A 23,622-nucleotide genomic window follows, 5' to 3' on the forward strand; every position below is an offset into this window, starting at 1 on the left:
GTTTCACCACGATTTAACTTTTCTTAACGACCATTTTAAGAAGATTAGAAGCATAAGATTCTGCAATTTCTTCACCCGTTTGGGGACCATCCTGGTTATACCATTGCTGGATATAGTTGATGGCACTTAGAATAATCATCCGAACCATTTTTGTATCATCAATTTCAAAGACTTGCTTTTCAATGCCCTCATTTAAAATTTTGTCAAAGTAATGGGCGTAATTTCTTCTGGCATCAAGAACTTCATTCAATTGATCATCAGTAAATTTTTGATATGGCTTATCCATGATCATAAACATTGATTTTTCTTTTGTTGAAAGCAGAATATGGGCTTTAATGGCACTTTCCAGCTTTTCAATCGGGTTTAAATCACTGTTTACAACTTCTTCGATTTTTTCAAGACTCAATTCCATGATCATCTGATGGCAGTGATATAGAATATCATCCTTATTTTTAAAATAATAATACATGGAGCCTTTGGTCATCAAAAGCTGTGCTGCTATTTCTTCCATAGTAGTTCCATGGTACCCTTTTTCAGCAAGAACGGCTGCAGCAGAACGTAGGATTTCCCTTTTTTTCTTTGCTATTTTTTGTTCCCTAAATGAAGACATATGACTCACTCCCCTCCCTTTTTATGATGATTAATTAAGTTATTTATTTAAATCGTAGTTTATTTTTTTACTATTAGTTTAAATAGTATATTAATTATTCTAAAAAATCAACCTATTTAAGTATTATACTAAAACTTCGAAGTGAAAGATATATATAGAAAACAAGATTCATTCACGAAAAACTGAACTTAAATTTAAAAAATAAATAAATTGTAAAATAATCTAAAAATTGCTATTATTGTAATAAATGGAAACGTTCTCAAAGCTTAAATTAAAAAAGATAGGGAGGTTTTTGTTTTGGCAGAATTAGTGCATATTGAAAAGTTAGCAGGGGTTGCCATCGTCACTATTGATAATCCACCGATGAATGTATTAAGCAAGGAGGTAACAAGAGAGTTGGGTGAGGTTTTTACCGCCGTTGCGGAGGATTCCGAAGTGATTGCTGCTATTTTAACAGGTGCGGGAAGCAGGGCATTTATGGCAGGTGCCGATATCAAGGAATTCCCTCAATCACTTGGGTTGGAAAAAGAGCAATTAAAGAAAAACAATTTAGAATCGCATGACGTATTGAACTTTATTGAACGAATCCCAAAACCCACGATTGCGCTGCTAAATGGACTGGCTTTTGGCGGCGGCTGTGAACTGGCATTAACCTGTGATATTCGGATCGCTGAGGGGCATGTAAAAATCGGACTGCCTGAGGTCAAATTAGGGCTTTTCCCAGGAGGCGGCGGAACACAGCGTTTACCTAGATTAATAGGACCTTCCAAAGCAAAAGAATTAATGTTTTTGGGAGAACCTTTGTCAGCGGAGGAAGCACTTAAAATTGGATTGGTTAATCAAGTTGTTGAAAGCGGGAAAGGGATGGAGACAGCCATCTCCATGGCGAAAAAGATGGCCAGCTATTCCTTGCAGGCATTAAGCAGAATAAAGAAAGCTGTAAATGACGGAATCGATACTTCCCTTGATGATGGATTAGAATTGGAGGCTGAACTTTTTGCTGAAGTATTCGGCACCGAGGATGTTCGCGAAGGAGTCCAGGCATTTATTGAAAAACGGTCGCCATCCTTCAAACATCAATAAATAATATAAAAAGACTTTTATCATTATATTCTGATAATTAACCAATTGAAATGGGGGTTGAATCGAATGGATTTCGCGTACACAGAATCAGAATTGGCGTTTCAAAAAGAACTAAGAGCTTGGCTAGAGGAAAACCTGCCTGAAGGATGGCTTGAGGGAAAACGAGTCATTCCGGAGGACGATAATCAAAAAGCAGCGTTTTTGAGAGATTGGTATCGAAAACTGGCAGAAGGTGGATGGTCCGGAATTTCCTGGCCAAAGGAATACGGCGGCAGAGGTGCATCATTGATGCAGGAAGTCATCTACGAGCAGGAGATGGCAAGGGTGAAAGCGCCGCCTGCGTTAAATATTATAGGGACAGCCATGGTCGGCCCAACTCTATTGCAAATTGGAACCGATTACCAGAAGGAGAGGTATATCGAGAAAATATTAAATGGGGAAGAAATTTGGTGTCAAGGCTACTCGGAGCCAAATGCAGGTTCCGACCTCGCTGCCATTCAAACAAAGGCGGTTAAAAAAGGCGATAAATGGATTATCAACGGCCAAAAGATTTGGACCAGTTATGCTCATTTGGCTGACCGCTGCTTTTTATTGGCCCGTACTGAAAATACCGGAAAAAAACATGAAGGAATTACAGCTTTTCTAGTTGATATGCATCAGGAGGGCGTGGAAACACGTACAATCCGTTCAATCAATGATCGCCGTGATTTTAATGAAATGTTCTTCAATGATGCCATCGCCTATGATGCGGATATCGTTGGCGAGGTTAATCAAGGCTGGAAAGTTTCTTTGATTTTACTAAGTCATGAACGTGTAGGGGTAGCAAGACAAACATTCAGGCTGCAAAAACAATTTGAGGAATTGGTCGAATTGGCAAAATCAATGAAAAGGAATGGCCGTCCCCTCGCCGCTGACCCGCTGGTTCGGCAAAATCTTGCCATTTTCCGGACAAAAACAAAAGCCCTATTGTTCAATTACTACCGCCACTTAACCAACACTATTCGTGCAGGACGTCCAGGTCCGGAAGGTTCGATGGATAAACTTGCTTCAAGTGAATTAGGGCAGGAAATGTTAGCGTATGCGATATCTCTCCAAGGTGCATCCGGTACATTATGGAGGGGGGATGCATCCGTCGACCAAAATTGGCAGCAGGAATACCTCCGGTCATTTGCTTATACCATTGAGGGCGGAACATCTGAAATCCAAAAAAATATCGTGGGTGAACGAATTCTAGGTCTGCCAAAGGATATCAAATATTAAAAGCTTACAAGGAGTATATAAAAGAATAAAAATTGAGGTGGTTATATGGACTTCGCATTAAATGAAGAACAATTAATGTTTCAAGAAACAACCAGACAATTTTTAGAATCGAAGGGGGATTTGGCGATACCCCGAAATTATATGAATGGGAAAAAACAAGTTCTTGAAGATTTATGGAACGGTTTAGGCAGCCTTGGTTTTATGGGGATTAATATCTCAGAAACCTATGGAGGATTAGGTCTTGGAGCTCTATCACTAGTTCCAATTCTAGAAGAAATGGGCCGTACAGTTGTACCGGGTCCCTATCCTGAAACAGTGGCTTTTGCCGTACCGCTATTGGAAGCTTACGGTTCAGCGGAACAGAAGGAGAAATATTTGCCTGAAATTGCTGCTGGAAAGCGTAAGTTTTCGCTGGCACTTTTGGAAGAAAGCGGAGAGCTATCGCCTTCTGCCATCCAGCTAAAAGCCGAACAACGGGGCAATGAGTATGTATTGCAAGGTAAGAAACTACTCGTTCCTTATGCAGACATTGTTGATACACTTATTGTTCCTGTCCGGACAGGCGGTACTTCCCAAGCTGAATACGGAATTTCCTTGATTTTTGTAGATTGTAATCAGGCTAACCTAACCATGCAGGAACTGCAAAGCATTGATGAAACTAGAAAACTGGTCAATGTTTCGTTTCATGATGTAAAGGTGCCGAATACACAGCTGTTAGGTATAGAAAACGAAGGATGGGCCATTTTGGAAACAGGTCTGAACCATTTAAATGCTGCGTTTGCCACCACAATGGTAGGTGGAATTGAGCGTGTTGTGGAGATGTCAACCGAGTATGCGAAGACCCGGCAACAATTTGGGCAACCTATCGGGCGTTTCCAAGCAGTTAAACATCGCATTGTGGATATGAAACTGGCTCTTGAAAGCTCCCGTTCCTTGTCCTATTACGCCTCGTGGGCAGTGGAAAACAATGCTGAAGAATTATCGGAAGCTGTATCAATGGCCCGTTCCTTTATTTCTGAAGCCTATATTAAAGCTGCTGGGGCAAATATCCAAAATCATGGGGGAATGGGTTTTACCTGGGAGTTTGATTGCCACCTTTTCCTAAAGCGGGCCCGTTCCTTAGAAAATCATCTTGGATCGCCTGAATATCATCGTGAAAAAATCGCAGTTGAATTGGGCTGGTCGGAAAATGTCATTCCCGAAATTTTGATGTCCTAATCAAATTAGAAAATGGTGTTTTGCAAAAGGTAAGTTTACCAGATTTGGTTGCTTGCCTTTTGTAGTTAAATTTTTATTATTTGTACTCTTGAAATATCTCAATCTGGAAAGGATGAATGCTATGGATTTTAACGACATTCAAGTGACGATTGATAAAGGAATTTGCACGATTAAGCTCAATCGGCCTGATGTGAGAAATGCACTGGGTCTCACACTACGAAAAGAATTAAAAGAGTTCTTCTCTAGTGTAAAAGAAAACGATGAAATAAAAGTCATTGTGTTAACTGGTGAGGGAAAAGCATTTTCCGCCGGAGGTGACTTAAGTTCATTAAAAGAAATAGATGCAGTTAAAGGCCGATTGAGATTGCAATCAGGACATGAAATGATCCAGGCTATTATTGACCTGGAAAAGCCTGTTATTGCTGCTGTTAATGGGGCTGCAGCAGGAGCAGGCTTCAGCCTTGCATTGGCTTGCGACCTCATAATTGCAAAACGCTCCTCATTTTTTGTCCAAAGCTTTATGAATGTTGGCCTGGTTCCTGATCTAGGTTCGATTTACTTTCTGCCTCGATTAATTGGAAGACAGCGTGCTCTTGAACTGATGCTTTTAGGTGATAGAGTGACAGCTGAACAGGCGCTGAGTCTTGGAATTATCAACCGTGTGGTGGAGGATGAATCTTTCGAAGATGAAGTCTATCAGATATCTTCGAGACTTGCTGAAGGGCCAGGGTTTGCTGCAGGTTTAACAAAGAAATTAGTGAATAGAAGTGTTCTTGCAAACATTAATGAAACATTTGAATTGGAAGGTTTCGCACAAGGACTATGTTTCGAATCTGAAGATTTCAAGGAAGGCGTACGGGCCTTTTTCGAAAAACGGAAACCGAGGTTCAACTAATAATAAGGAGGAGAACAGAAGTTTGCTTAATATAAATGAAATTTCACAGCTATCAATATATGAAATGCTGGAGCAATCTGTTCAGAAATATCCTCATAGATTAGCAGTCATAGATGGACTGATTGAACTGGATTATGTACGGTTTAAGGAAACAGTGGATTCATTCGCCTCTGTATTATATCGAAGGGGCTTTCATAAAGGGGACCGAATCGGCTTAATGCTGCCTAATAGTGTTGATTATATGATTTCTTACTATGCGGCAATGCGTTTAGGCGGTATTGTTGTCCAAGTTAATCCATTATATCAAACATCAGAACTTGAATATATGCTTGATGATGCTGAGCCAAAATGGTTTATTTGCGGCAGGAATCAGGCTGAAAAACTAGCAAGGGTAAAAAAGTTTGAAAATGTTCATATCATTTTTACGGAAAATGAAAATGGAACTAGTCAAGTAATGCTAAAGGAAAAAGTCTTAGAACTTCCGCCTCTGAATATTAATCCCAAAGAGGATATTGCCGTCTTACAGTATACAGGAGGAACAACAGGCAAATCCAAAGGCGTTATGCTGACCCATTTTAATATTGTCTGTAATATTCATCAATCCGGAGAAGTAGTGGCATCGGTAATGTTTGAGGGGGAAGAAAGGTTCTTGGCAATTTCCCCTCTTACCCATGCAATGGCAATGACAAATATGAATAATGCGATTCGAACGGCAGCAACTTATATCATTCTTGAAAAATTTAATGCTACTAGAGTATTAGAGCTAATTCGTCAATATCGTCCGACTTTCATGGTAGGCTCCCCGACAATGTATATTGCGCTATTGAATCATCCTGATCTGGAAAAATATGATTTATCATGCTTTAAGATTTGTGTTTCCGGTTCCGCGCCTCTGCCAATCGAAGTCTTAAAAGAATTAGAACGGAAAACGGGTGCGCAAATCTTTGAAGGATATGGTTTGTCGGAAGGAACTACATCCACACACCGCACTCCTTTAGGAGGTAAACGTAAAATTGGCAGTGTTGGGGTTCCGATTCCTGGAACAGTTTCAAAAATTGTTGATTTGGAAACTGGTTTGGAAGAGGTTCCTGTTGGCGAAAACGGAGAACTAATCATAAAAGGTCCGCAAGTCATGAAGGGGTATTGGAAGAAACCCGAGGAAACCATGTTAACTGTCCGTAATGGCTGGCTTTACACGGGGGATATTGCCTATCGGGATGAAGATGGATTCTATTATATATCGGGCAGAAAAAAGGATATGGTTATTGCCGGAGGTTTAAATATCTATCCTGCAGAAGTAGAAGAGGTTCTTTACCAGCACCCGAAGGTAGAGGAAGCCTGTGCCTTTGGTGTACCAGATGCCTATTTAGGTGAAAAATTAATGGCAGTCATCGTCTTGAAAAAAGGTGAAAGTTTAACTGAAAAGGAATTTCTTAGCTGGTGTGAAGGCAGAATTGCCAGATATAAAATTCCAAGAACGGTTGAATTCCGGGACGCCCTGCCAAAGACGATCGTGGGAAAGATATTGCGCCGACATCTAGTCGAAGAGTATAAAACTAAATTGCAAATTTAATAGCAAACAATCAAGTTATGTACCATTAATGCAATCGAAAAAAAGCCCAGCCGTTTCCGTTTAAATATTTTGAGAGAGAAAAGGGAGTGGAAAAAAACAATGAATGGAATCATTTCATACGGAGCATATATTCCATATAATCGCCTAAAGCGGAAGAGAATAGGTGAGTTTTTTGGGAAGCCCGCCATGGGTGGTGAAAAAGCAATTGCCGGTTATGATGAAGACAGTGTCTCCATGGGTGTGGAGGCAGCCATGGATTGCCTGCAAGAAATGAATCCTGAACAAATAGACGCTGTTTATTTTGCAACCACAAGTTCCCCATACAGGGAAAAGGGCTCTATTCCTACTCTTGCCGCAGCATTAAATTTAAGGGAGAGTGTCAGGGGAATGGAATCGGCAGCCTCATTAAGAAGCGGGACGGCTGCCCTCATGGCGGCTAAACCGGGTGAAAATACGCTCGTTATTGCTGGGGATTGCCGAACGGGCGCCCCAACCGGCCAGAATGAACAATGGTTTGGTGATGGTGCTGCTGCTTTCTTCATCGGCAGCGGCCCGGATGTCATTGCCAACATGATCGATTATACTAGCGTTCAAGGTGAAGTCATTAGTCATTGGCGGAGCCAATCTGATTTATTTACGCAAAGCTGGGAGGAACGTCTAAGTTCATCAGCCTTTATGAGGCAAGTTAAGGAGTCAGTCAGCCCATTTTTGGAAAAAAATGACCGCTCCATTGGAACAATTTCTAAAGTGATTATTTCTGGACCAACAACCCGGGCCCATTTACAGGCAGCGCAAGCCCTCGGTTTTTCAAATCAACAAGTACAAAATCCATTATTTGATAACGTAGGTTTAACCGGTAATGCCCATGCGCCTATGATGCTTGTTTCGGCATTGGAAGGTGCAAACCCAGGCGATCAGCTTCTTGTGATTTCGTTCGCGGAAGGGCTTGATTTGCTCTTATTCGAAGTGACCGAAGCGATTTTCCGACTTGGTAAACGTAAAGGGGTGCAAGGATATGTAAGCATTAAGAATGATGAGGTTTTATATAGTGATTATCTCAAGTGGAGAGAGATTATTAAAACAGAGCCGCCGCGCAGACCGCCAACCGACCGCCCATCAGCACCTGCTTTGCACCGGGGCTACCAGCAAAACCTTGGATTCATTGGTTCAAAGTGCAGAAAATGCGGTACAGCACAATTTCCAAAACAACGCGTGTGCGTTCAATGTCAGGCAAAGGATGAGATGGAGGATTATCGATTTGTTGGACAATCAGCAAAAGTAACAACTTTCACCCTGGATTATTTGGCTGCATCGCCGGCACCGCCGATGATTGTCGCAGTCATTGATTTTGACAATGGCGGGCGCATTATTTGCGAAGTAACGGATTGCAACCCAAAAGAAATTGAAATTGGCATGGAAGTCGAAATGACATTCAGGCGTCTCTTTGAAGCAGGCGGCATCAGCAACTATTTCTGGAAAGCGCGGCCAATCAGGAAAAAGGAAGGTGTTTGAAATGAGCAGAAAGGGAATTAGCGATAAAGTAGCCGTGATTGGAATGGGCTGCACACGTTTTGCCGAGCATTGGGATAAAAGTGTCGAGGATTTACTAGTGGAGGCAGCCTATGAAGCTTTTTCTGATGCCGGGATTGAACCAACAGATGTCGAGGCAGCATGGCTTGGGACGATGATTTCCGGTTATGCAGGGATTACATTATCCGGCCCGTTAAAAACCCAGTATATTCCGGTTACAAGGGTTGAAAATATGTGTGCTACAGGCTCAGAAGCCTTTCGTAATGCCTGCTATGCAGTTGCATCCGGTGCCTATGATATTGTTCTTGCCATCGGTGTCGAAAAATTAAAGGACTCCGGGTACAGCGGCCTTACCAGACCAAACCCGCCAAGTGATGGAACCGCACCGAACATCTCTGCACCTGCATCATTTTCTTTCCTGGCTCCTGCCTATTTTAAAAAGTATGGTTTAACCCCAGAGCAAGGGAGAGAGGTTTTATCACGGATCGCCTGGAAAAATCACTACAATGGGTCATTAAATCCAAAGGCTCAGTATCGTAGCGAAGTTTCGATGGAAAAAATTTCGAAGTCACCGCTTGTGGCTGCCCCACTTGGTGTATTTGATTGTTCTGGAGTCGCCGACGGTGCGGCAGCCGCCATTATTGTGCGGACAGAGGATGCCCATAAATATCGAAAAGACCCAATGTATGTAAAAGCGTTGACCATCGCTGCCGGCCCAGGAGATGGACGCTTACGTCAGGATTTTGATTTTACGTCCATTAAGGAAAATGTAGCGGCTGCCCAGGCTGCATACAGGGAGGCAGGAATTAAAAATCCTCGTCAAGAAATCAGTATGGCTGAAGTACACGACTGTTTCACTCCTACGGAATTAGTAATCTATGAGGATTTAGGGTTTAGTGAACGCGGCCAAGGCTGGAAGGATGTCTTGAATGGTGTTTTTGAATTGAGCGGTGAATTGCCTGTAAATCCCGATGGGGGCTTAAAATCCTTCGGGCATCCAATTGGTGCGAGCGGATTGCGCATGCTTTATGAAATGTATTTGCAATTCCAGGGACGTGCGGGTAAGCGGCAGCTTGAGAATCCAAAACTCGGTCTGACCCACAATTTAGGCGGAACCCCTATGCAATGTGTATCATTTATTTCGATTGTAGGAAAGGAATTATCGTAGGAGGGATATTATGACGACTCATTTACAGGATAAAATCGGAATGAAACTGGAGTCCTTTACCTTTAAGGTAGAAAGAGGAAAAATACGGGAGTTGGCTTTGGCTATTGGCGACTTAAAGGATGAGTACTTAAATGGAGAAAGTTTACCCCCGACTTTTCCAACTGTTATTGAATTTTGGGGAGGAAAAGGGTCGTCTGCAAATTTATTAGGTTTAAATGTAAAAAAGGTTTTGCACGGTGAACAAACGTATGAATATTTAAAAGAAATTAAACCTGAAGACGAGATAACCGTGCATTCGGTCGTCGAGGATGCCTATACAAAAGCAAAAATGAATTTTGTCATTATCAAAAAAGAGTTTTTTAATCAGCATGGTGAACTTGTTTTACTTTGTCGGCAAACGGTTATTGAAAGACATTAGGAGGGGAAGAAGATGCAAGTTGGCTATCAATTTGAACCTGTACAAAAAGAAGAAGTGACCCATTCGCAATTAGTCAGATATGCAGGGGCATCGGGCGATTTTAATCCGATTCACACGGTCGTCCCTTTTGCAGAAGAGGCGGGACTCGGAGGTGTTATCGCTCACGGGATGCTGATTAAGGGTTTTGTTGGTCAGGCGATTGGGAAATGGTTTTCTGTAAAGGATCTCCTCAAATTTTCTTCCCGGTTTAAAGCTATGACTAGACCTGGCGAAAGAATCACTGTAAAAGGCAAGGTAATCGGAGAACAAGATGATCGCTGGCTTTGCGAAGCGGCAGCTGTTAATGAAACTGGGGAGGTAAAAGTTCAATCATTTTTTGAAATTCGAAAATAAACCTGGATTGATGTGACAGAACCGATATTTGTTGTCGGTTTTGTTGTTTTTATCAATTTTTTTAAAAATGATTGGGGGAGATAGGAATGAATGGGCAAACGGTTATTATTACAGGCGGCGGCAGCGGCATTGGAAAAGCAATGGCACAGAAGTTCGCCAACAAAGGGGCCAATGTCGTCATCACTGGACGGAATGCAGAACGTTTAAAAAACGCTAAACAGGAAATAGAAACCTTCAAAGGCCAAGTCTTAGATTTTCAAATGGATGTAAGAATTCCAGAAAACGTCCAAGCAATGGTGGAAGCTGTAAAGGAAAGATTTGGAAGTATTGATGCGCTAATTAATAATGCTGCAGGTAATTTTATCTGTGCTGCTGAAGACCTCTCACTAAATGGATGGAATGCCGTCATAAATATCGACTTAAATGGGACTTGGTATTGCACACAAGCAGTCGGAAAAGAATGGATTGCGAACAACCAAAAAGGAAGCATTCTCAATATAGTAGCTACTTTTGCCTGGGGGGCTGCTCCAGGAAATGTTCATGCTGCAAGTGCAAAAGCAGGAATTTTAGCGATGACAAGGACCCTGGCGGTAGAATGGGGGAGCAAATATGGGATTCGAGCAAACTGTATCGCACCCGGACCAATCGAAAACACTGAGGGTGTTGCCAGATTAATTGACTCAGGAAATGGCTATCAAAAAGCCATCAATCAGGTACCACTCAAACGGTTTGGCAAGGCGGAAGAAATTGCGAATCTAGCATACTTTTTGTTATCACCTGAGGCAGAGTACATTAACGGGGAATGCATTACGGTGGACGGTGCGAGATGGTTAAATAACTCTGGCTTAAAAGAAGTTTAGTAGTATTCAATAATAATTCAATTTTTGACTTTCGAGTAGACAAAGGTAAAAAAAGGATATATAATATGGTTGAATTATTTTAATTTTTAGATAACTTAGTAGCGTTTATTGGTCAATAAATAATGTCATCTATGCCTATTCCCGCTGCATAAACTTGCAGCGGGACACCCTTCAAGAAAAGGAAACCTACTGTTCATTCTACAATCTCTCCTAGCTTTAAATTTGCCTACATATATTAAGTACTAGTTTTTCTGTAACACACCTCATGTATATCAAATCAAGTATCAATTATTAACAGCTTCAGAGATAGACTCCCATTAAAATTGGAACATCAAATGAAAGGGCTTTCAGAACAGGTGTTATTAATTTTTACTATAGAGGAGTGAAGGACATTGACAACAACAAGTTTACAAATGTCACGGCAGTTATTAGTAGGGGAATTAATCAGAAGGGCCGCCCATAAAACACCTAATCAAGAGGCATTCATTTACGGTGATGAAAGACTTACCTATCTTGAACTGGAAAAGAAGACTTTGCATTTGGCTGGCTGGCTCCAGCAGCAAGGTCTAGAAATCGGTGATAAGGTAGGGATCATCTTTAAAAATAATCTTGCTTTTGTTGAAGTCATGTTTGCGACGGCGTCTGCCGGGTGTGTCAGTGTTCCGATTAATTTTAGGCTCGCGCCCGAGGAGTTTGTTTATATTATTAATCATTCTGATACTAAGGTTTTATTTATTGAAGAAGAATACCAGGATATGATTCTATCGATCAGACAAGAACTTCCAAACGTAGAAAAGATTGTTGTAGTCGGGAAAGTGAATTCGATGGAATTGATTCCATACGAAACTATTTATCATTCGGAAATACCATACCAAAGTATTGATGGGCAAGTCGAAGAAAACGATGCCTGCATGATTTGTTATACATCCGGAACTACCGGCAAGCCAAAAGGAGCCGTGTTGACTCACAAGAACTTGTTGTTAAGTGCGCTGAACAGCGTTGTGGATTCCAAAATTGAAAGAGGTTCTAAACAACTAGTCATAACACCTTTATTTCATATCGCTGGTGTTGGAAATGTTCTAATTAGCTGTACAGTTGGCGGATTGACAGTGATTCATCGAGAGTTTAATCCAGTGGGAGTCCTGCACACCATTCACCACGAGAAAATAAACGGTCTTTTTATGGTGCCTGCTATGTGGAATTTAGTCCTGCATGTTCCCAATATTGAGGATTACGATTTAACGTCAGTGCAAAGGTGCTCAACGGGGGCAGCCATTTGCCCGTTGGAAGTAAAGCATAAAATGATGAAGCATTTTCCGAATGCCGGAATCTTTGATGCGTTTGGCCAGACCGAAATGAGCCCCACAACCACCTGCTTGTTGCCGCAGGATTCACTTAGGAAAACGAATTCAGTGGGAAAACCTGTTATGAATGTGGAAGTACGGATTATCGACGAAAACATGAATGATGTTCCAGTCGGGGAAATTGGTGAAATTATTTATCGCGGGCCGACTGTGATGAAGGGGTACTATAAAAATCCGGCAGCAACAGAAGAGGCTTTCCGCGGCGGCTGGTTCCACAGCGGAGATTTAGTCCGCCAGGATGATGAAGGATTTATATATGTGGTCGACCGCAGTAAAGACATGATCATCAGTGGTGGGGAAAATATCTATCCCGCAGAAATTGAGGCAGCACTTCACAAGCACGATGCAATCTTCGAAGCTGCTGTTGTGGGTGTCCCGGACCCGAAGTGGGGTGAAAGTGTCAAGGCATACATCGTTCTTAAAAACGGTAAAAGTTTAACGGAGCAAGAGGTGATTCAACATTGCCTCACCCACTTAGCCTCTTATAAAAAGCCGAAATATGTGGAGTTTCTAAATGAACTGCCAAGGAATCCATCTGGGAAAATACTAAAACGGGTATTGAGGGAAAAAGAAGTAAAAATGAACTAAGGAGCAATTACCCATGAATATACAAGATACAATCCCTGTTCGCGAAGGCGAAGAATTAAATCTTTCCAAGCTTGAAGAGCTAATTAGAAAAAGGCTCCCAAACTTAAGCAGTGACCCAATGACAGTGAAACAATTTAGTGCCGGAAAATCAAATTTAACGTATTTAATCAGTATCGGAGACTGGGAGGGTGTCCTAAGAAGGGCACCTCTTGGTCCAGTTAATACAAAAGCACATGATATGAAACGCGAATTTAAAGTGTTGGATGCAATTAGTCCAATATTTTCCCTTGCACCCAAGCCTTATTTTTTTATTGATGATGAATCTATTATTGGGGCACCGTTCTATTGTATGAAGCGTCTACATGGTGTATTGCTGGATCAAGCACTTCCAAATCATGAAGATGGAAATCCAGCCCTTTTTAATGAGGTTTCTCATTCTATGGTAAATACCTTGGCTGCCATTCATGAAATAGACTATAAGAACACTAATCTCGTTAACTTAACACGTCCGCAAGGATTTTTAGAACGACAGGTACATGGCTGGATTGGCCGTTATCAAAACGTAAAAACAGAAGAAATTCCCGGAATGGAACGGCTAATAAAATGGATTATCGAAAACAGGCCCGTTTCTCAGCCGGCAACGTTCATACACTATGATTTTCACTTAAAAAATGTCTTGTTTTCTAAGAATCAATTAGGTCAATTGGCAGGCATTCTCGATTGGGAGATGAGTACAGTCGGCGATCCACTTAATGACCTTGCATCTGCACTGGTTTTATGGTTCGACCATGATGATCCTGAATTTTTCAAAAACCAGCAACTGTCAAACCCAATTACTCTTAGGCCGGGTTTCATGACAAGAAATGAATTTATTGAAGCCTACTCTAAGAAAAGTGGGCGCGATGTTTCGAAAATGTATTATTACATGGTTTTTGGCTACTTCAAGCACGTCGTCATTGCCCAACAAATGTATTACCGGTGGAAGAAAGGACAAACCCAGGATGAAAGATTTGCGCAGCTTGATATCTTTGTCAAGAATTTAACGGATTGGGCATTGGAAAATACTCTCAAGAAATGAATGTAGGAATTTTTGGTAAATGATGAAAGGTGGGGTGCTGTTGGCAGAAGAAATAAAACTCTCATTGAAAGCTTATTTTGAATCGAAAATTAAAGGGGCAAAAAATGTTGAAATTCAGGAGTTTTCCCAGCCTTCCGCAGGATGGTCCGATGAAGCCTTTATTTTCGATGTCCACTGGGAAACCGCGAGCGGGGTACAGAAAAAAGGCTTTGCGGTTCGCAAACAGAATAAAGGCGGGTTAATGAGAGAGAACAGAAATTTTTTTCTACAGTTCAAGTATTTGGATCGTTTAAGTAAAAATTGCGATCTGCCTATCCCGGGAGTTTACTGGTATGAAACAGATGAATCGATTCTCGGCGGACCGTTTTTTGTAATGGATAAACTACACGGAAACAGTTACGTACCTTGGTCAAAGGAGGGGCAATTATTTTTTAAAAGAGCCAATGAAGAAGGGGATATTCCTTTTCATTTTGTCCAGTATTTGGCGAAATTGCACCTTATTGATTATAGAGGAGCCGGCTTTACGGAGGACTTTGACGAACCCAAAGGAGAGTACGGATTTATTGATGAAAAATTAATAGGTTTAGAGGAAATGTATTACCGCTACCAAATCAGCCCCGACCCGGTAATGGTTGATGCGTTGGAATGGTTAAAGGCACATAAGCCAGCTGCCCAAAGGTATTCCCTCATACATAATGATTACCGAACCGGTAATTTGTTATATAGCCACAATGAAATCATGGGGATACTGGATTGGGAAGCAGCCGAAATCGGAGACCCCATGGCAGACGTTGCCTATGTTTGTGCCAAATCGAACCGGATGGATTCTCCGCTGATGTGTTACCTAATTGATAGACAGCTGTTTTTGGATACGTATAGTGAGCTAACCGGATTAAGGGTAGAGGAAAAGGTGCTTCATTATTATGAGGTATACCATCAAGTTAGGTTTGTTCTTATCTCCCAATCGGCTGGGACGTCGTTTGCAAAAGGAGAAACAAAGGATCTTCGGATGGCCCGGCAAGGCTATCGCTGGCCATTGATGAGGAATATGGTTGCCGAATTATTAGGCTACTAGGGGGGAAATGATGTTCGATAAATCTTTTACGTTAAAAACCGCCAACGATGTGATAAAAGATGTAATCATTCCTAATCTCACCAGCGGCATGGCAAAGGAACAAGCCATTGCCTTGCTTTCTGTTTTAAAAAATGTGGATACCAATACTATTGAAAATACGAAACCGAAAGAACAGTTAATTACGCTAATCAATCAAACTGTTGAAGAATTTTTACAAGCGATACGGTCAGATTCAAGGGAGACTTCTGCCTTTAATTGGGTGGAAGAGTTGGATTCCGCCTTGGAAGAAACAGTGTTTATTGAGGATGTAACTGAAAAATGGAAACAATTGAATGAAATTCAATGCCGCCTTCTTCGCTTTTTATATAAGGAAAATGCAGCTAACAGAGCAATAGAATCCAAGTACATTTTTCCTTTAAGAAAGAGGATTCGGGAGCAGTTAACCATTGAAATGGCACTAGTTCGTTAAACAAGAGAAATAACATGACCGATAGGAGGGAAAGTATTTTGAATGGGATTGAACAAAAATTCGGTATTAGTCCCCATGTGATGGAGATTCGTAATAAGGTTAGAAGGTTTATCGATGAAAATGTCATTCCGGTAGAAACCGTCATTGAAAAAGGCGAGGAAGAAGGAAGGCGGGTCCTTAAGGAATTACAAGCCCTTGCAAAGGAAGCGGGGATATGGGCTTTAGGCCTTCCGAAAGAGATTGGCGGCGGCGGTATGAAATTTATGGACTACGTCTATATAAATGAAGTGATTGGCCGTTCCGAAGCTGCCATGTTCGCTTTAGGTACCCATACTGCCCAGGACGGGACGATGTTAAATCTGTTTGGAACAGAAGAGCAGAAGAAAACATGGTTATATCCTATGGTGAATGGGGAAATCAATCCATCTGTAGGATTAACTGAGCCTAATGTGGCCGGATCCGACCCAACATTAATACAATCCACAGCATACTTGGACGGAGACGAATGGGTCATTAATGCCCATAAATGGTTCACTACCGGAGCTAACCGTGCTGCATTTACCACCGTTTTTTGTGTGACCGAACCTGAGGAACCAAACCGCCACAAAAGAGCATCGATGATCATTGTTCCGACAAATACACCTGGTTATGAGATTGATAGAGTAGTGCCGACGATGGGACATACCTCAGGCGGCCACTGCGAAATCCGTTTAACAAATGTCAGGGTTCCAAAGGAAAACTTATTAGGTGGGAGGGGAGAAGGTTTTGTCATTGCCCAAAAAAGACTGGGTCCCGGCAGAATCTACCATTGCATGAGGTGGCTGGGTCAATCCCAAAGAGCTTTTGATTTGATGTGTAATCGGGCCTTAAACCGATATGCTCATGGCTCTCTTTTATCAGAAAAGCAGATGATTCAAAAATTTATTGCTGATTCCGCAACTGAAATCCAATCGGCACGCCTGATGACACTTGAAGCTGCAAGAAAAATCGACAGGGGAGAAGATGCCCGGATTGATATCGCGATGATAAAAGTATATGGAGCAAAGGTTCTTCATGATGTGATTGACCGCGCGATTCAAGTACACGGTGCATTAGGGGTCACCGCCGATACACCATTAGAGAAAATGTACCGGGAAGCTAGATACGCCAGAATCTATGATGGACCTGATGAGGCGCATACTGCTACCATCGCGCGCCGTATTTTACGAAAATACCAACAAGAGGAAAGCTGGGACCCTGCCAATTTTTAAAAAGACATCGACATGAAATGAGTATTTTAATATAAAAATTATTGAGGTGATTAGAATGCAAACAGTTCAGTTTGAAACGTTAAAGACAACAGTCAAAGATAAAATCATGACGATTACCCTATGCAGGGAGAATTTAAATGCTTTTAATCATCAAATGCTAACCGAACTTATTCAAGTGTTTGATGAAGCAGATGCCAATGATGATGTAAGAGCTATCATTATCACCGGAGACGGAAAGGCATTTTGTGCAGGTGCGGATTTAGGAAGCGGCACTAGCACATTTGAAAATAAGGAGGCTTCCATCGAGGAATACCGGGACGGCGGAGGAATGTTAAGTTTACGAATCTATGAATTGAAAAAGCCAATCATCGCTGCCATCAATGGTCCAGCTGTCGGGGTGGGGGCGACCATGACCTTGCCAATGGATATCCGGATTGCATCATCGAATGCAAGAATCGGATTTGTTTTCAGCAGACGCGGCATTACCCCGGAAGCATGCAGCGGTTGGTTTTTACCTAGAGTAGTAGGCATCAGTAAAGCAGCTGAGCTTGTTTATACTGGGAAGATTATTCCGGCAGAGGAAGCATTAAAAATTGGTTTAGTGAGTCAGGTGGTTTCCCCTGAAGAGCTTATTCCGGCTGCTGAAGCGATTGCGAAAGAAATTGCCGAAAATACATCTGCCATTTCTGTCACCTTGTCACGGCAATTAATGTGGAAGATGCTGGGTGCAAGCCATCCCTACGAATCACACAAAGTTGAATCCAAAATGATTCATTGGACCGGGCAGCAGGCCGATGTAAAAGAAGGAATCACGGCATTTTTTGAAAAAAGAAAACCAAACTTCCCAATGAAGGTCAGCACTGATCTTCCTAGCTTTTATCCGTGGTGGAAAACGAATAATGAAGGAGAATCATAATGGACTATCAAGCTATTATAGTAGAAAAAATAGGCCGAATTGCTGTGATTACCTTTAACCGGCCGGAAGCCATGAATGCTGTTAACAGCCGTCTTTGGCTAGAAACAGGAACAGCGTTAAAGGAGTTTAATGAGGACCCTGATCTTTGGGTGGCCATTTTAACCGGGGCTGGCGAGCGCGCCTTTTCGGCAGGTGCTGACCTAAAGGAAATAGGAGCTGGGGGATTTTCGACAACAGACGAAATGAAGGAATGGGGATTTGCCGGGATTGTGCGACATCATATCTCAAAGCCTGTTATTGCTGCGGTGAACGGATTTGCCCTGGGCGGCGGTACGGAGATTGCCTTAGCCTGCGATTTAATTGTCGCCTCTGAAAAGGCATCATTCGGGCTTCCGGAAGTAAAAAGGGGTCTTATTGCCGGAGGAGGAGGACTATTGCGGCTGCCGAGACAAATTCCTTTGAAGGTGGCAATGCGAGTCATTCTAACAGGAAATCCTATTTCTGCGGAAGAAGCAAAACAATGGGGGCTGGTGAACGAAGTTGTCCCGCATGATCAAGTCCTTAATGCCGCGATTCAGCTGGCAGAGGAAATTATTTGCAATGCTCCGCTGGCTGTGAATGCGAGTAAAGAAATTGTCTACCGTGGATTAGACACTTCCATGACATTTCCTCCGGAAGGCTGGTCTATCAATAATGAATACACAAGTCAAGTTTTTGCAAGTAAGGATGCGAAAGAAGGTCCTCGTGCCTTTGCCGAAAAACGGAAGCCAAATTGGTCGGGACAATAAATTGACTTTAAAAAATAAGGAGGTACTGTAATGGCAAAATCATATCTATCAGAAGAGCATGAAATTTTTAGAAGATCCTTCAGAAAATTTTTAGAGAAGGAAGCATACCCTTATTTCGAAGAATGGGAGGAAGCCAAGCAGGTACCTAAGTCATTTTGGAAAAAAGCCGGAGAACAAGGTTTCCTTTGTCCATGGGTGGATGAAAAGTATGGAGGGTCGGGCGCTGACTTTGGCTATTCCGTTGTCATTACCGAAGAACTAGATAAGGTTGGCGCGGGAGCAAGCGGAATCGGACTTCATAATGATATCGTTATTCCTTATATTGCCGAATTTGCTTCTGAAGAGCAAAAGCAAAGATGGCTCCCAAAAGCGGTCAGCGGGGATATGATTTCGGCTATCGCCATGACCGAACCGGGGACTGGCTCTGATTTGGCTGGGGTAAAAACAACCGCGATTAAAAGTGGGGACAATTATATTATCAATGGTGAAAAAACATTTATTACCAATGGATATTCAGCTAACTTCGTTATCGTTGTATGTGTAACAGACCCAATTGCTGTACCGAAGCATAAAGGAATTAGCTTAATTGTGGTGGAAGAAGGAACCCCTGGCTTTCGAAAAGGCAAAAAGCTTCGTAAATTGGGGCAGCATTCCAATGATACCTCTGAGCTTATTTTTGAGGATGCGGTTGTGCCGAAGGGAAATTTAATTGGTGAGGAAGGTAAAGGTTTTTATTATCTCATGCAAAAGCTGCAGCAGGAACGTTTAATGCTGGCAATCGGTAGCATTACTGCCAGCAAACATATGCTGGAGATGACCATTGAGTATGTCAAGCAGCGGACGGCATTTGGAAAACCTATCAGCAAATTCCAAAATACCCAGTTTAAGATTGCCGAAATGGCCACCAAGATCAAAATTGGCGAAACCTTTGTCGACCAGTTGATCACCGACCATATGGAGAAAAAGAATGTGGTCAATGAAGTCTCAATGGCAAAATGGTGGCTGACGGACCTTGCCAAGAGTGTTGCCAATGACTGTATGCAGCTGCACGGCGGCTACGGCTATATGGAAGAATACGAGATTGCCAGAAGATACCGGGATGTGGCAGTAGGTTCGATTTATGCTGGCACCAATGAGATTATGAAAACAATTATTGCTAAGAACTTGGGGTTATAAGCTGATATTGCAGGGGTGAGTGTGAACTAAAGTCACCACCCCTTTTTCTTCTATTATACATGTGTATGTATTTGAATGTGGGAGGAATATGAAGTGAATCTTTTTGAAGCACTTGAGCGGAATGCCAGATACCAGCCAGACAAAACAGCTATCATCTTTAATGAAAGTGTATATACGTATAAGGAATATAATGAACAGGTGAATCGTATTGCCAACGCTCTCATTAGCTATGGGGTAAAGAGAGGCGATAAGATTGCCTTAATGATGAAAAACTCAGATTTATTCTGTTTTATTTATTATGGAATTTTAAAAGCCGGCGGGGTCGCTGTTCCTGTAAACTTTCGCTTAACTGCCAAAGAAGCCAGTTATATTTTGGACGATTCCGATTCGATAATTGTCTTTGCCGATGAGGATTTGGCAGAGGTCGTTCATAAAGCTTCTGAAGGAAACGACAAGATCCAGTTTCAGGTTATTGCGGGGTCGAATAAAAGAGAGAACCAAATCCAATTATCCGCGTTCCAAAGCTCGGTTGTAGAAAATCCTGAGCGGGAAGTCTTTGAATCGGATGATGCCGAAATTCTTTATACCTCAGGAACAACCGGGCTGCCAAAGGGAGTGGTCCTGGATCATCACCGCGTTATCCATGTGGCTCTAGGAATCATCATTACATTTAAAATGGGACCGGAGGATCAACTACTTCATATTGCCCCGCTATTCCATTGTGCACAATTGAATTTATTCCTTGTCCCTGGTTCAATCCTTGGCTGTACACAAATTGTCCGCCAGGAATTTAATCCAGTACAGACCTTAAAGGATATTGATCAATACAAAATCAGCCTATTCTTTGGAGTTCCGACTATGTATAACTTTTTGCTGCAGGTTCCGAATAGAGAGCAATTTGATTTATCCAGTGTGAAACGGTGCGGATATGGGGCAGCCCCAATGCCAACAGCCCTATTGAAACAAGCAATGGAGATGTTTCAGACGGATCAATTTTATAATATGTGCGGTCAAACGGAGGGTGGTCCTGGAGGAGTATATCTATTGCCAGAAGAACACAAAACAAAGTTTGGCACTTCTGGAAGGGCTTCTTATGGTACTGATGCAAAAGTGGTGGATGAAAACGGTGAAGATGTAAAGCCTGGTGAAGTTGGTGAGTTTATAATTAAGTGTGAAAACGTCATGAAGGGTTATTATAAAAAACCTGAAGAAACAGCAAAGGTCCTTAGGAATGGCTGGCTATATACTGGTGATCTCGCAAAAATAGACGAAGATGGCTACATTACCCTAGTAGACAGGAAAAAAGATATGATTATTTCCGGTGGAGAAAATGTCTACTCTACTGAGGTTGAACACGTTCTTTACAAACATCCTGATATTTTAGAAGCAGCGGTTATTGGTGTTCCGCATGAAGTATGGGGTGAAACGGTAGCAGCAGTTATCGTTCTGAAAGAAGGAAAACAAATGAATCAAGAAAAATTACAGCAATTCTGCCGGGAAGAACTCGCAGGTTATAAAATTCCAAGAATCATCTATCAAATCAACCAACTTCCACGAAACACTTCGGGGAAAGTCTTGAAATATCAATTAAGAGAGAATTACAAAACGGTTGCATCGCAACATTGAATTAATGTTTAAAAAATAAATAAATTGTAAAATTATTAGAAAATTGGTATTATTAAAAATAGGAAATCTACTTTATACTGTATCTTTTTGGGAGGGAGTGGGTGCGGTTGACTATGCCTTTGGAGGGTATTCGCGTCCTAGATTTGACGCGGCTTTTGCCGGGGCCGTATTGTTCGTTAATGCTGGCCGACTTTGGGGCAGATGTGATTAAAATCGAGGACCCGAAGTTAGGTGATTACACGCGATGGGGAGATCCAAAAATTGGTGAAGCAAGCGCGATGTTTCATTCTTTGAATCGGAATAAGCGGAGTGTGAGCCTTGATTTAAAAAAAGAAGAAAATAAACAGATATTTATTGAATTGGTGAAAACAGCCGATGTTCTGGTGGAATCCTTTCGACCAGGTGTAATGGATCGTCTCGGACTGGGATATGAAGAACTGAAAAAACATAATCCCAAGTTGATTTATTGTGCGATTACAAGCTACGGTCAAACCGGGCCATACAAGGATATTCCAGGTCATGATATTAACTTTTTGAGCTATTCCGGATTATTGGATCTGCAAGGAGAACAAGGTAGTAAACCGGTAAGCTCCTCCGTTCAAATAGGAGATATTGGCGGCGGTTCCTTAATGGCAGTTATCGGTATTCTCGTTTCTATCATTGACGCGAAAAAGTCAGGGAAAGGTCAATTTATTGATATTTCCATGTTGGATGGAGCGGTTTCCTGGATGCAAACGTTTTTGCCGGCATTTTTAGCCACTGGAGAACTTCCAAAACGCGGAGAGCTCGTCTTAAACGGCCGCCTCGCCTGTTACGAGACATATGAAACGAAAGATAACCGCTTTATATCTGTTGGAGCACTAGAATTTAAGTTTTGGAAAAACTTCTGTCAGGTAATTGGTATGGAAGATTTAATAAGCCAGTTAAATGCCCCAGCTGATCAGCAAGCCTCGATGAAAAAAGAGATTCAAGCCGTAATCGGAACGAAAACATTAAATGAATGGGTCAATCTCTTCGATGGTGTCGATGCCTGTGTCGCCCCTATCTTAACGATGGAGGAAATGGTTCATGACCCGCAAATCAGGCACCGAGGAATGATAGAAGAGGTAAACCACCCTCAACATGGCACAATGAGACAAGTAGCAAATCCTATTAAACTATCAAGAACGCAGGCTAAAACAGTTCGCCAAGCGCCGGGTCATGGAGAACATAACGAAGAGATTTTACAAGAATTAGGGGTACTATTTAAACCATTTAAAGAATAATAATTAACTTTGTGAGGGGAAATACGGTGAAAACAAGAATTACCGAATTGTTAGGAATTGAATATCCTATCATTTGCGGCGGCATGTTTCAAGTGGGCAGAGCAGAATTGGCAGCCGCAGTTTCAGAAGCTGGAGGCTTAGGAATCATTACCTCAAAAACCCAAGGTACACCAGAAGCACTTCGACAAGAGATTCGCAAAATAAAAGCGCTTACGAATAAGCCATTTGCCGTAAACCTCAACTTATTCCCGAGCCAGACAGCAACTCCAAATGAAGATTTTATTGATATTTTAATTGAAGAAGGGGTTAAAATTGTCGAAACCAGCGGCAGAAGTCCCAAAGATTTAATGCCAAAGCTGAAAGAAAACGGATTCATTGTCCTCCATAAAGTGGCCGGCGTAAAATATGCCATCTCAGCAGAAAAACTTGGAGTTGATGCTGTTATTATTGTTGGCAATGAAACAGGCGGCCACCCTGGTATGAGTGATGTCGGTACTTTAGTCATGCTTCCAAGAATAGTAGATTCAGTCAAGATTCCCGTTATTGCCGGCGGGGGTTATGCGGATGGAAGAGGACTGGTAAGTGCATTGGCTTTTGGGGCAGAAGGGGTAGTGATGGGTACACGTTTTATGGCTACAGAGGAAGCGCCCATTCACGAGAATGTAAAACGATGGATGGTAGAATCTGATGAAACGAATACCATAATCATTCAACGAAATATTGGAAGTCCATCCCGCGTTGCCTTAAATGCTGTCAGTAAGGAAGTAGACCGCCTTGAAAGAGAAGGAGCAACAATTGAACAATTATTGCCGCTAATTACAGGTCAAAGAGCCAAACATGTGTATTTTGAAGGGGATTTAGATGGAGGGATTTGGTCCTGCGGCCAATCAGTCGGTCTTATTAAAGAAATATTATCGATCAAGGAATTGTTTGCCCAAATGACAGAAGAGGCAAAGAAGTCTATCGATTTTATTCAAAAAAGAATTTCAGTTCATTCAAATGTTTAGTTTGCTATTAAA

At 41.9% G+C, this 23,622-nt stretch carries 22 protein-coding genes; 21 read left to right on the forward strand and 1 reads right to left on the reverse strand.

The features are described 5' to 3' along the window. Positions 1 to 13 precede the first annotated feature (13 nt). Positions 14 to 610, reverse strand: coding sequence for a TetR/AcrR family transcriptional regulator (locus V5M37_RS11820; RefSeq protein ID WP_213115925.1), 597 nt, complete (start codon positions 608 to 610; stop codon positions 14 to 16). A 297-nt stretch (positions 611 to 907) separates the two neighbouring features. On the opposite strand from V5M37_RS11820, the gene V5M37_RS11825 reads away from it, so the two are divergent. From V5M37_RS11825 to V5M37_RS11925, 21 genes are all read left to right on the forward strand, one after another. Beyond that, positions 908 to 1,693 (forward strand): enoyl-CoA hydratase, encoded by a 786-nt coding sequence (locus V5M37_RS11825; protein ID WP_423802091.1) that lies wholly within the window; start codon positions 908 to 910, stop codon positions 1,691 to 1,693. A 66-nt stretch (positions 1,694 to 1,759) separates the two neighbouring features. After that, positions 1,760 to 2,953, forward strand: a complete 1,194-nt coding sequence (locus tag V5M37_RS11830; RefSeq protein ID WP_423802092.1) for an acyl-CoA dehydrogenase family protein — start codon at positions 1,760 to 1,762, stop codon at positions 2,951 to 2,953. A gap of 45 nt (positions 2,954 to 2,998) precedes the next feature. Then, positions 2,999 to 4,171, forward strand: a complete 1,173-nt coding sequence (locus tag V5M37_RS11835) for an acyl-CoA dehydrogenase family protein (protein ID WP_423802093.1) — start codon at positions 2,999 to 3,001, stop codon at positions 4,169 to 4,171. A gap of 121 nt (positions 4,172 to 4,292) precedes the next feature. Continuing rightward, complete coding sequence (locus V5M37_RS11840; RefSeq protein WP_423802094.1) at positions 4,293 to 5,066, forward strand: enoyl-CoA hydratase/isomerase family protein; 774 nt, start codon at positions 4,293 to 4,295, stop codon at positions 5,064 to 5,066. 22 nt (positions 5,067 to 5,088) lie between these two features. After that, positions 5,089 to 6,639 (forward strand): long-chain-fatty-acid--CoA ligase, encoded by a 1,551-nt coding sequence (locus tag V5M37_RS11845; protein WP_423802095.1) that lies wholly within the window; start codon positions 5,089 to 5,091, stop codon positions 6,637 to 6,639. A 99-nt stretch (positions 6,640 to 6,738) separates the two neighbouring features. Then, the gene (locus V5M37_RS11850; RefSeq protein ID WP_423802096.1) at positions 6,739 to 8,151 is read left to right on the forward strand and encodes an OB-fold domain-containing protein; all 1,413 of its coding nucleotides are present in this window, start codon (positions 6,739 to 6,741) and stop codon (positions 8,149 to 8,151) included. A gap of 1 nt (position 8,152) precedes the next feature. After that, positions 8,153 to 9,337, forward strand: coding sequence for an acetyl-CoA acetyltransferase (locus V5M37_RS11855; RefSeq protein ID WP_423802097.1), 1,185 nt, complete (start codon positions 8,153 to 8,155; stop codon positions 9,335 to 9,337). A gap of 10 nt (positions 9,338 to 9,347) precedes the next feature. Beyond that, positions 9,348 to 9,755, forward strand: coding sequence for an FAS1-like dehydratase domain-containing protein (locus tag V5M37_RS11860; RefSeq protein WP_423802098.1), 408 nt, complete (start codon positions 9,348 to 9,350; stop codon positions 9,753 to 9,755). A 12-nt stretch (positions 9,756 to 9,767) separates the two neighbouring features. Next, on the forward strand, positions 9,768 to 10,148 hold the full coding sequence (locus V5M37_RS11865) for a MaoC/PaaZ C-terminal domain-containing protein (protein ID WP_423802099.1): 381 nt from the start codon (positions 9,768 to 9,770) through the stop codon (positions 10,146 to 10,148). An 86-nt stretch (positions 10,149 to 10,234) separates the two neighbouring features. Continuing rightward, complete coding sequence (gene fadH, locus V5M37_RS11870) at positions 10,235 to 11,008, forward strand: 2,4-dienoyl-CoA reductase (protein WP_423802100.1); 774 nt, start codon at positions 10,235 to 10,237, stop codon at positions 11,006 to 11,008. Between the two features lie 392 nt (positions 11,009 to 11,400). Further along, complete coding sequence (locus V5M37_RS11875; protein ID WP_423802101.1) at positions 11,401 to 12,960, forward strand: acyl-CoA synthetase; 1,560 nt, start codon at positions 11,401 to 11,403, stop codon at positions 12,958 to 12,960. Between the two features lie 13 nt (positions 12,961 to 12,973). After that, on the forward strand, positions 12,974 to 14,038 hold the full coding sequence (locus V5M37_RS11880; protein ID WP_423802102.1) for a phosphotransferase family protein: 1,065 nt from the start codon (positions 12,974 to 12,976) through the stop codon (positions 14,036 to 14,038). Positions 14,039 to 14,078: 40 nt separating this feature from the next. Beyond that, complete coding sequence (locus V5M37_RS11885; protein WP_423802103.1) at positions 14,079 to 15,113, forward strand: phosphotransferase family protein; 1,035 nt, start codon at positions 14,079 to 14,081, stop codon at positions 15,111 to 15,113. 10 nt (positions 15,114 to 15,123) lie between these two features. Next, positions 15,124 to 15,582 carry a hypothetical protein gene (locus V5M37_RS11890; protein ID WP_423802104.1) on the forward strand — a complete coding sequence of 153 codons (459 nt, stop codon included), beginning with the start codon at positions 15,124 to 15,126 and terminating at the stop codon, positions 15,580 to 15,582. A 38-nt stretch (positions 15,583 to 15,620) separates the two neighbouring features. Next, positions 15,621 to 16,832 (forward strand): acyl-CoA dehydrogenase family protein, encoded by a 1,212-nt coding sequence (locus V5M37_RS11895; protein ID WP_423802105.1) that lies wholly within the window; start codon positions 15,621 to 15,623, stop codon positions 16,830 to 16,832. A 55-nt stretch (positions 16,833 to 16,887) separates the two neighbouring features. Next, positions 16,888 to 17,748: a crotonase/enoyl-CoA hydratase family protein gene (locus V5M37_RS11900; RefSeq protein ID WP_423802106.1), complete on the forward strand. Its 861-nt coding sequence runs from the start codon at positions 16,888 to 16,890 to the stop codon at positions 17,746 to 17,748. Continuing rightward, a complete protein-coding gene (locus tag V5M37_RS11905; RefSeq protein WP_423802107.1) occupies positions 17,748 to 18,536 on the forward strand; it encodes a crotonase/enoyl-CoA hydratase family protein in 789 nt (262 codons plus the stop codon). The genes V5M37_RS11900 and V5M37_RS11905 overlap by 1 nt, the downstream gene beginning before the upstream one ends. Positions 18,537 to 18,566: 30 nt before the next feature. Then, complete coding sequence (locus V5M37_RS11910) at positions 18,567 to 19,712, forward strand: acyl-CoA dehydrogenase family protein (RefSeq protein ID WP_423802108.1); 1,146 nt, start codon at positions 18,567 to 18,569, stop codon at positions 19,710 to 19,712. A gap of 93 nt (positions 19,713 to 19,805) precedes the next feature. Beyond that, positions 19,806 to 21,338 carry a class I adenylate-forming enzyme family protein gene (locus V5M37_RS11915; protein ID WP_423802109.1) on the forward strand — a complete coding sequence of 511 codons (1,533 nt, stop codon included), beginning with the start codon at positions 19,806 to 19,808 and terminating at the stop codon, positions 21,336 to 21,338. A 113-nt stretch (positions 21,339 to 21,451) separates the two neighbouring features. Next, positions 21,452 to 22,603, forward strand: coding sequence for a CaiB/BaiF CoA transferase family protein (locus V5M37_RS11920; RefSeq protein ID WP_423802614.1), 1,152 nt, complete (start codon positions 21,452 to 21,454; stop codon positions 22,601 to 22,603). Between the two features lie 26 nt (positions 22,604 to 22,629). After that, on the forward strand, positions 22,630 to 23,610 hold the full coding sequence (locus V5M37_RS11925) for an NAD(P)H-dependent flavin oxidoreductase (RefSeq protein WP_423802110.1): 981 nt from the start codon (positions 22,630 to 22,632) through the stop codon (positions 23,608 to 23,610). Positions 23,611 to 23,622 lie beyond the last annotated feature (12 nt).

The organism is Neobacillus sp. SAB-20_R2A, assembly GCF_049568635.1.
Classification (GTDB): domain Bacteria; phylum Bacillota; class Bacilli; order Bacillales; family Cytobacillaceae; genus Neobacillus; species Neobacillus citreus.

Coding starts and splice junctions, on each gene's coding strand:
- V5M37_RS11865 (WP_423802099.1), top strand. CDS start 9,768: ATGCAAGTTGGCTATCAATTTGAACCTGTACAAAAAGAAGAAGTGACC.
- V5M37_RS11820 (WP_213115925.1), bottom strand. CDS start 610: ATGTCTTCATTTAGGGAACAAAAAATAGCAAAGAAAAAAAGGGAAATC.
- V5M37_RS11905 (WP_423802107.1), top strand. CDS start 17,748: ATGGACTATCAAGCTATTATAGTAGAAAAAATAGGCCGAATTGCTGTG.
- V5M37_RS11880 (WP_423802102.1), top strand. CDS start 12,974: ATGAATATACAAGATACAATCCCTGTTCGCGAAGGCGAAGAATTAAAT.
- V5M37_RS11920 (WP_423802614.1), top strand. CDS start 21,452: ATGCCTTTGGAGGGTATTCGCGTCCTAGATTTGACGCGGCTTTTGCCG.
- V5M37_RS11830 (WP_423802092.1), top strand. CDS start 1,760: ATGGATTTCGCGTACACAGAATCAGAATTGGCGTTTCAAAAAGAACTA.
- V5M37_RS11890 (WP_423802104.1), top strand. CDS start 15,124: ATGTTCGATAAATCTTTTACGTTAAAAACCGCCAACGATGTGATAAAA.
- V5M37_RS11840 (WP_423802094.1), top strand. CDS start 4,293: ATGGATTTTAACGACATTCAAGTGACGATTGATAAAGGAATTTGCACG.
- V5M37_RS11855 (WP_423802097.1), top strand. CDS start 8,153: ATGAGCAGAAAGGGAATTAGCGATAAAGTAGCCGTGATTGGAATGGGC.
- V5M37_RS11835 (WP_423802093.1), top strand. CDS start 2,999: ATGGACTTCGCATTAAATGAAGAACAATTAATGTTTCAAGAAACAACC.
- V5M37_RS11850 (WP_423802096.1), top strand. CDS start 6,739: ATGAATGGAATCATTTCATACGGAGCATATATTCCATATAATCGCCTA.
- V5M37_RS11860 (WP_423802098.1), top strand. CDS start 9,348: ATGACGACTCATTTACAGGATAAAATCGGAATGAAACTGGAGTCCTTT.
- V5M37_RS11910 (WP_423802108.1), top strand. CDS start 18,567: ATGGCAAAATCATATCTATCAGAAGAGCATGAAATTTTTAGAAGATCC.
- fadH (WP_423802100.1), top strand. CDS start 10,235: ATGAATGGGCAAACGGTTATTATTACAGGCGGCGGCAGCGGCATTGGA.
- V5M37_RS11900 (WP_423802106.1), top strand. CDS start 16,888: ATGCAAACAGTTCAGTTTGAAACGTTAAAGACAACAGTCAAAGATAAA.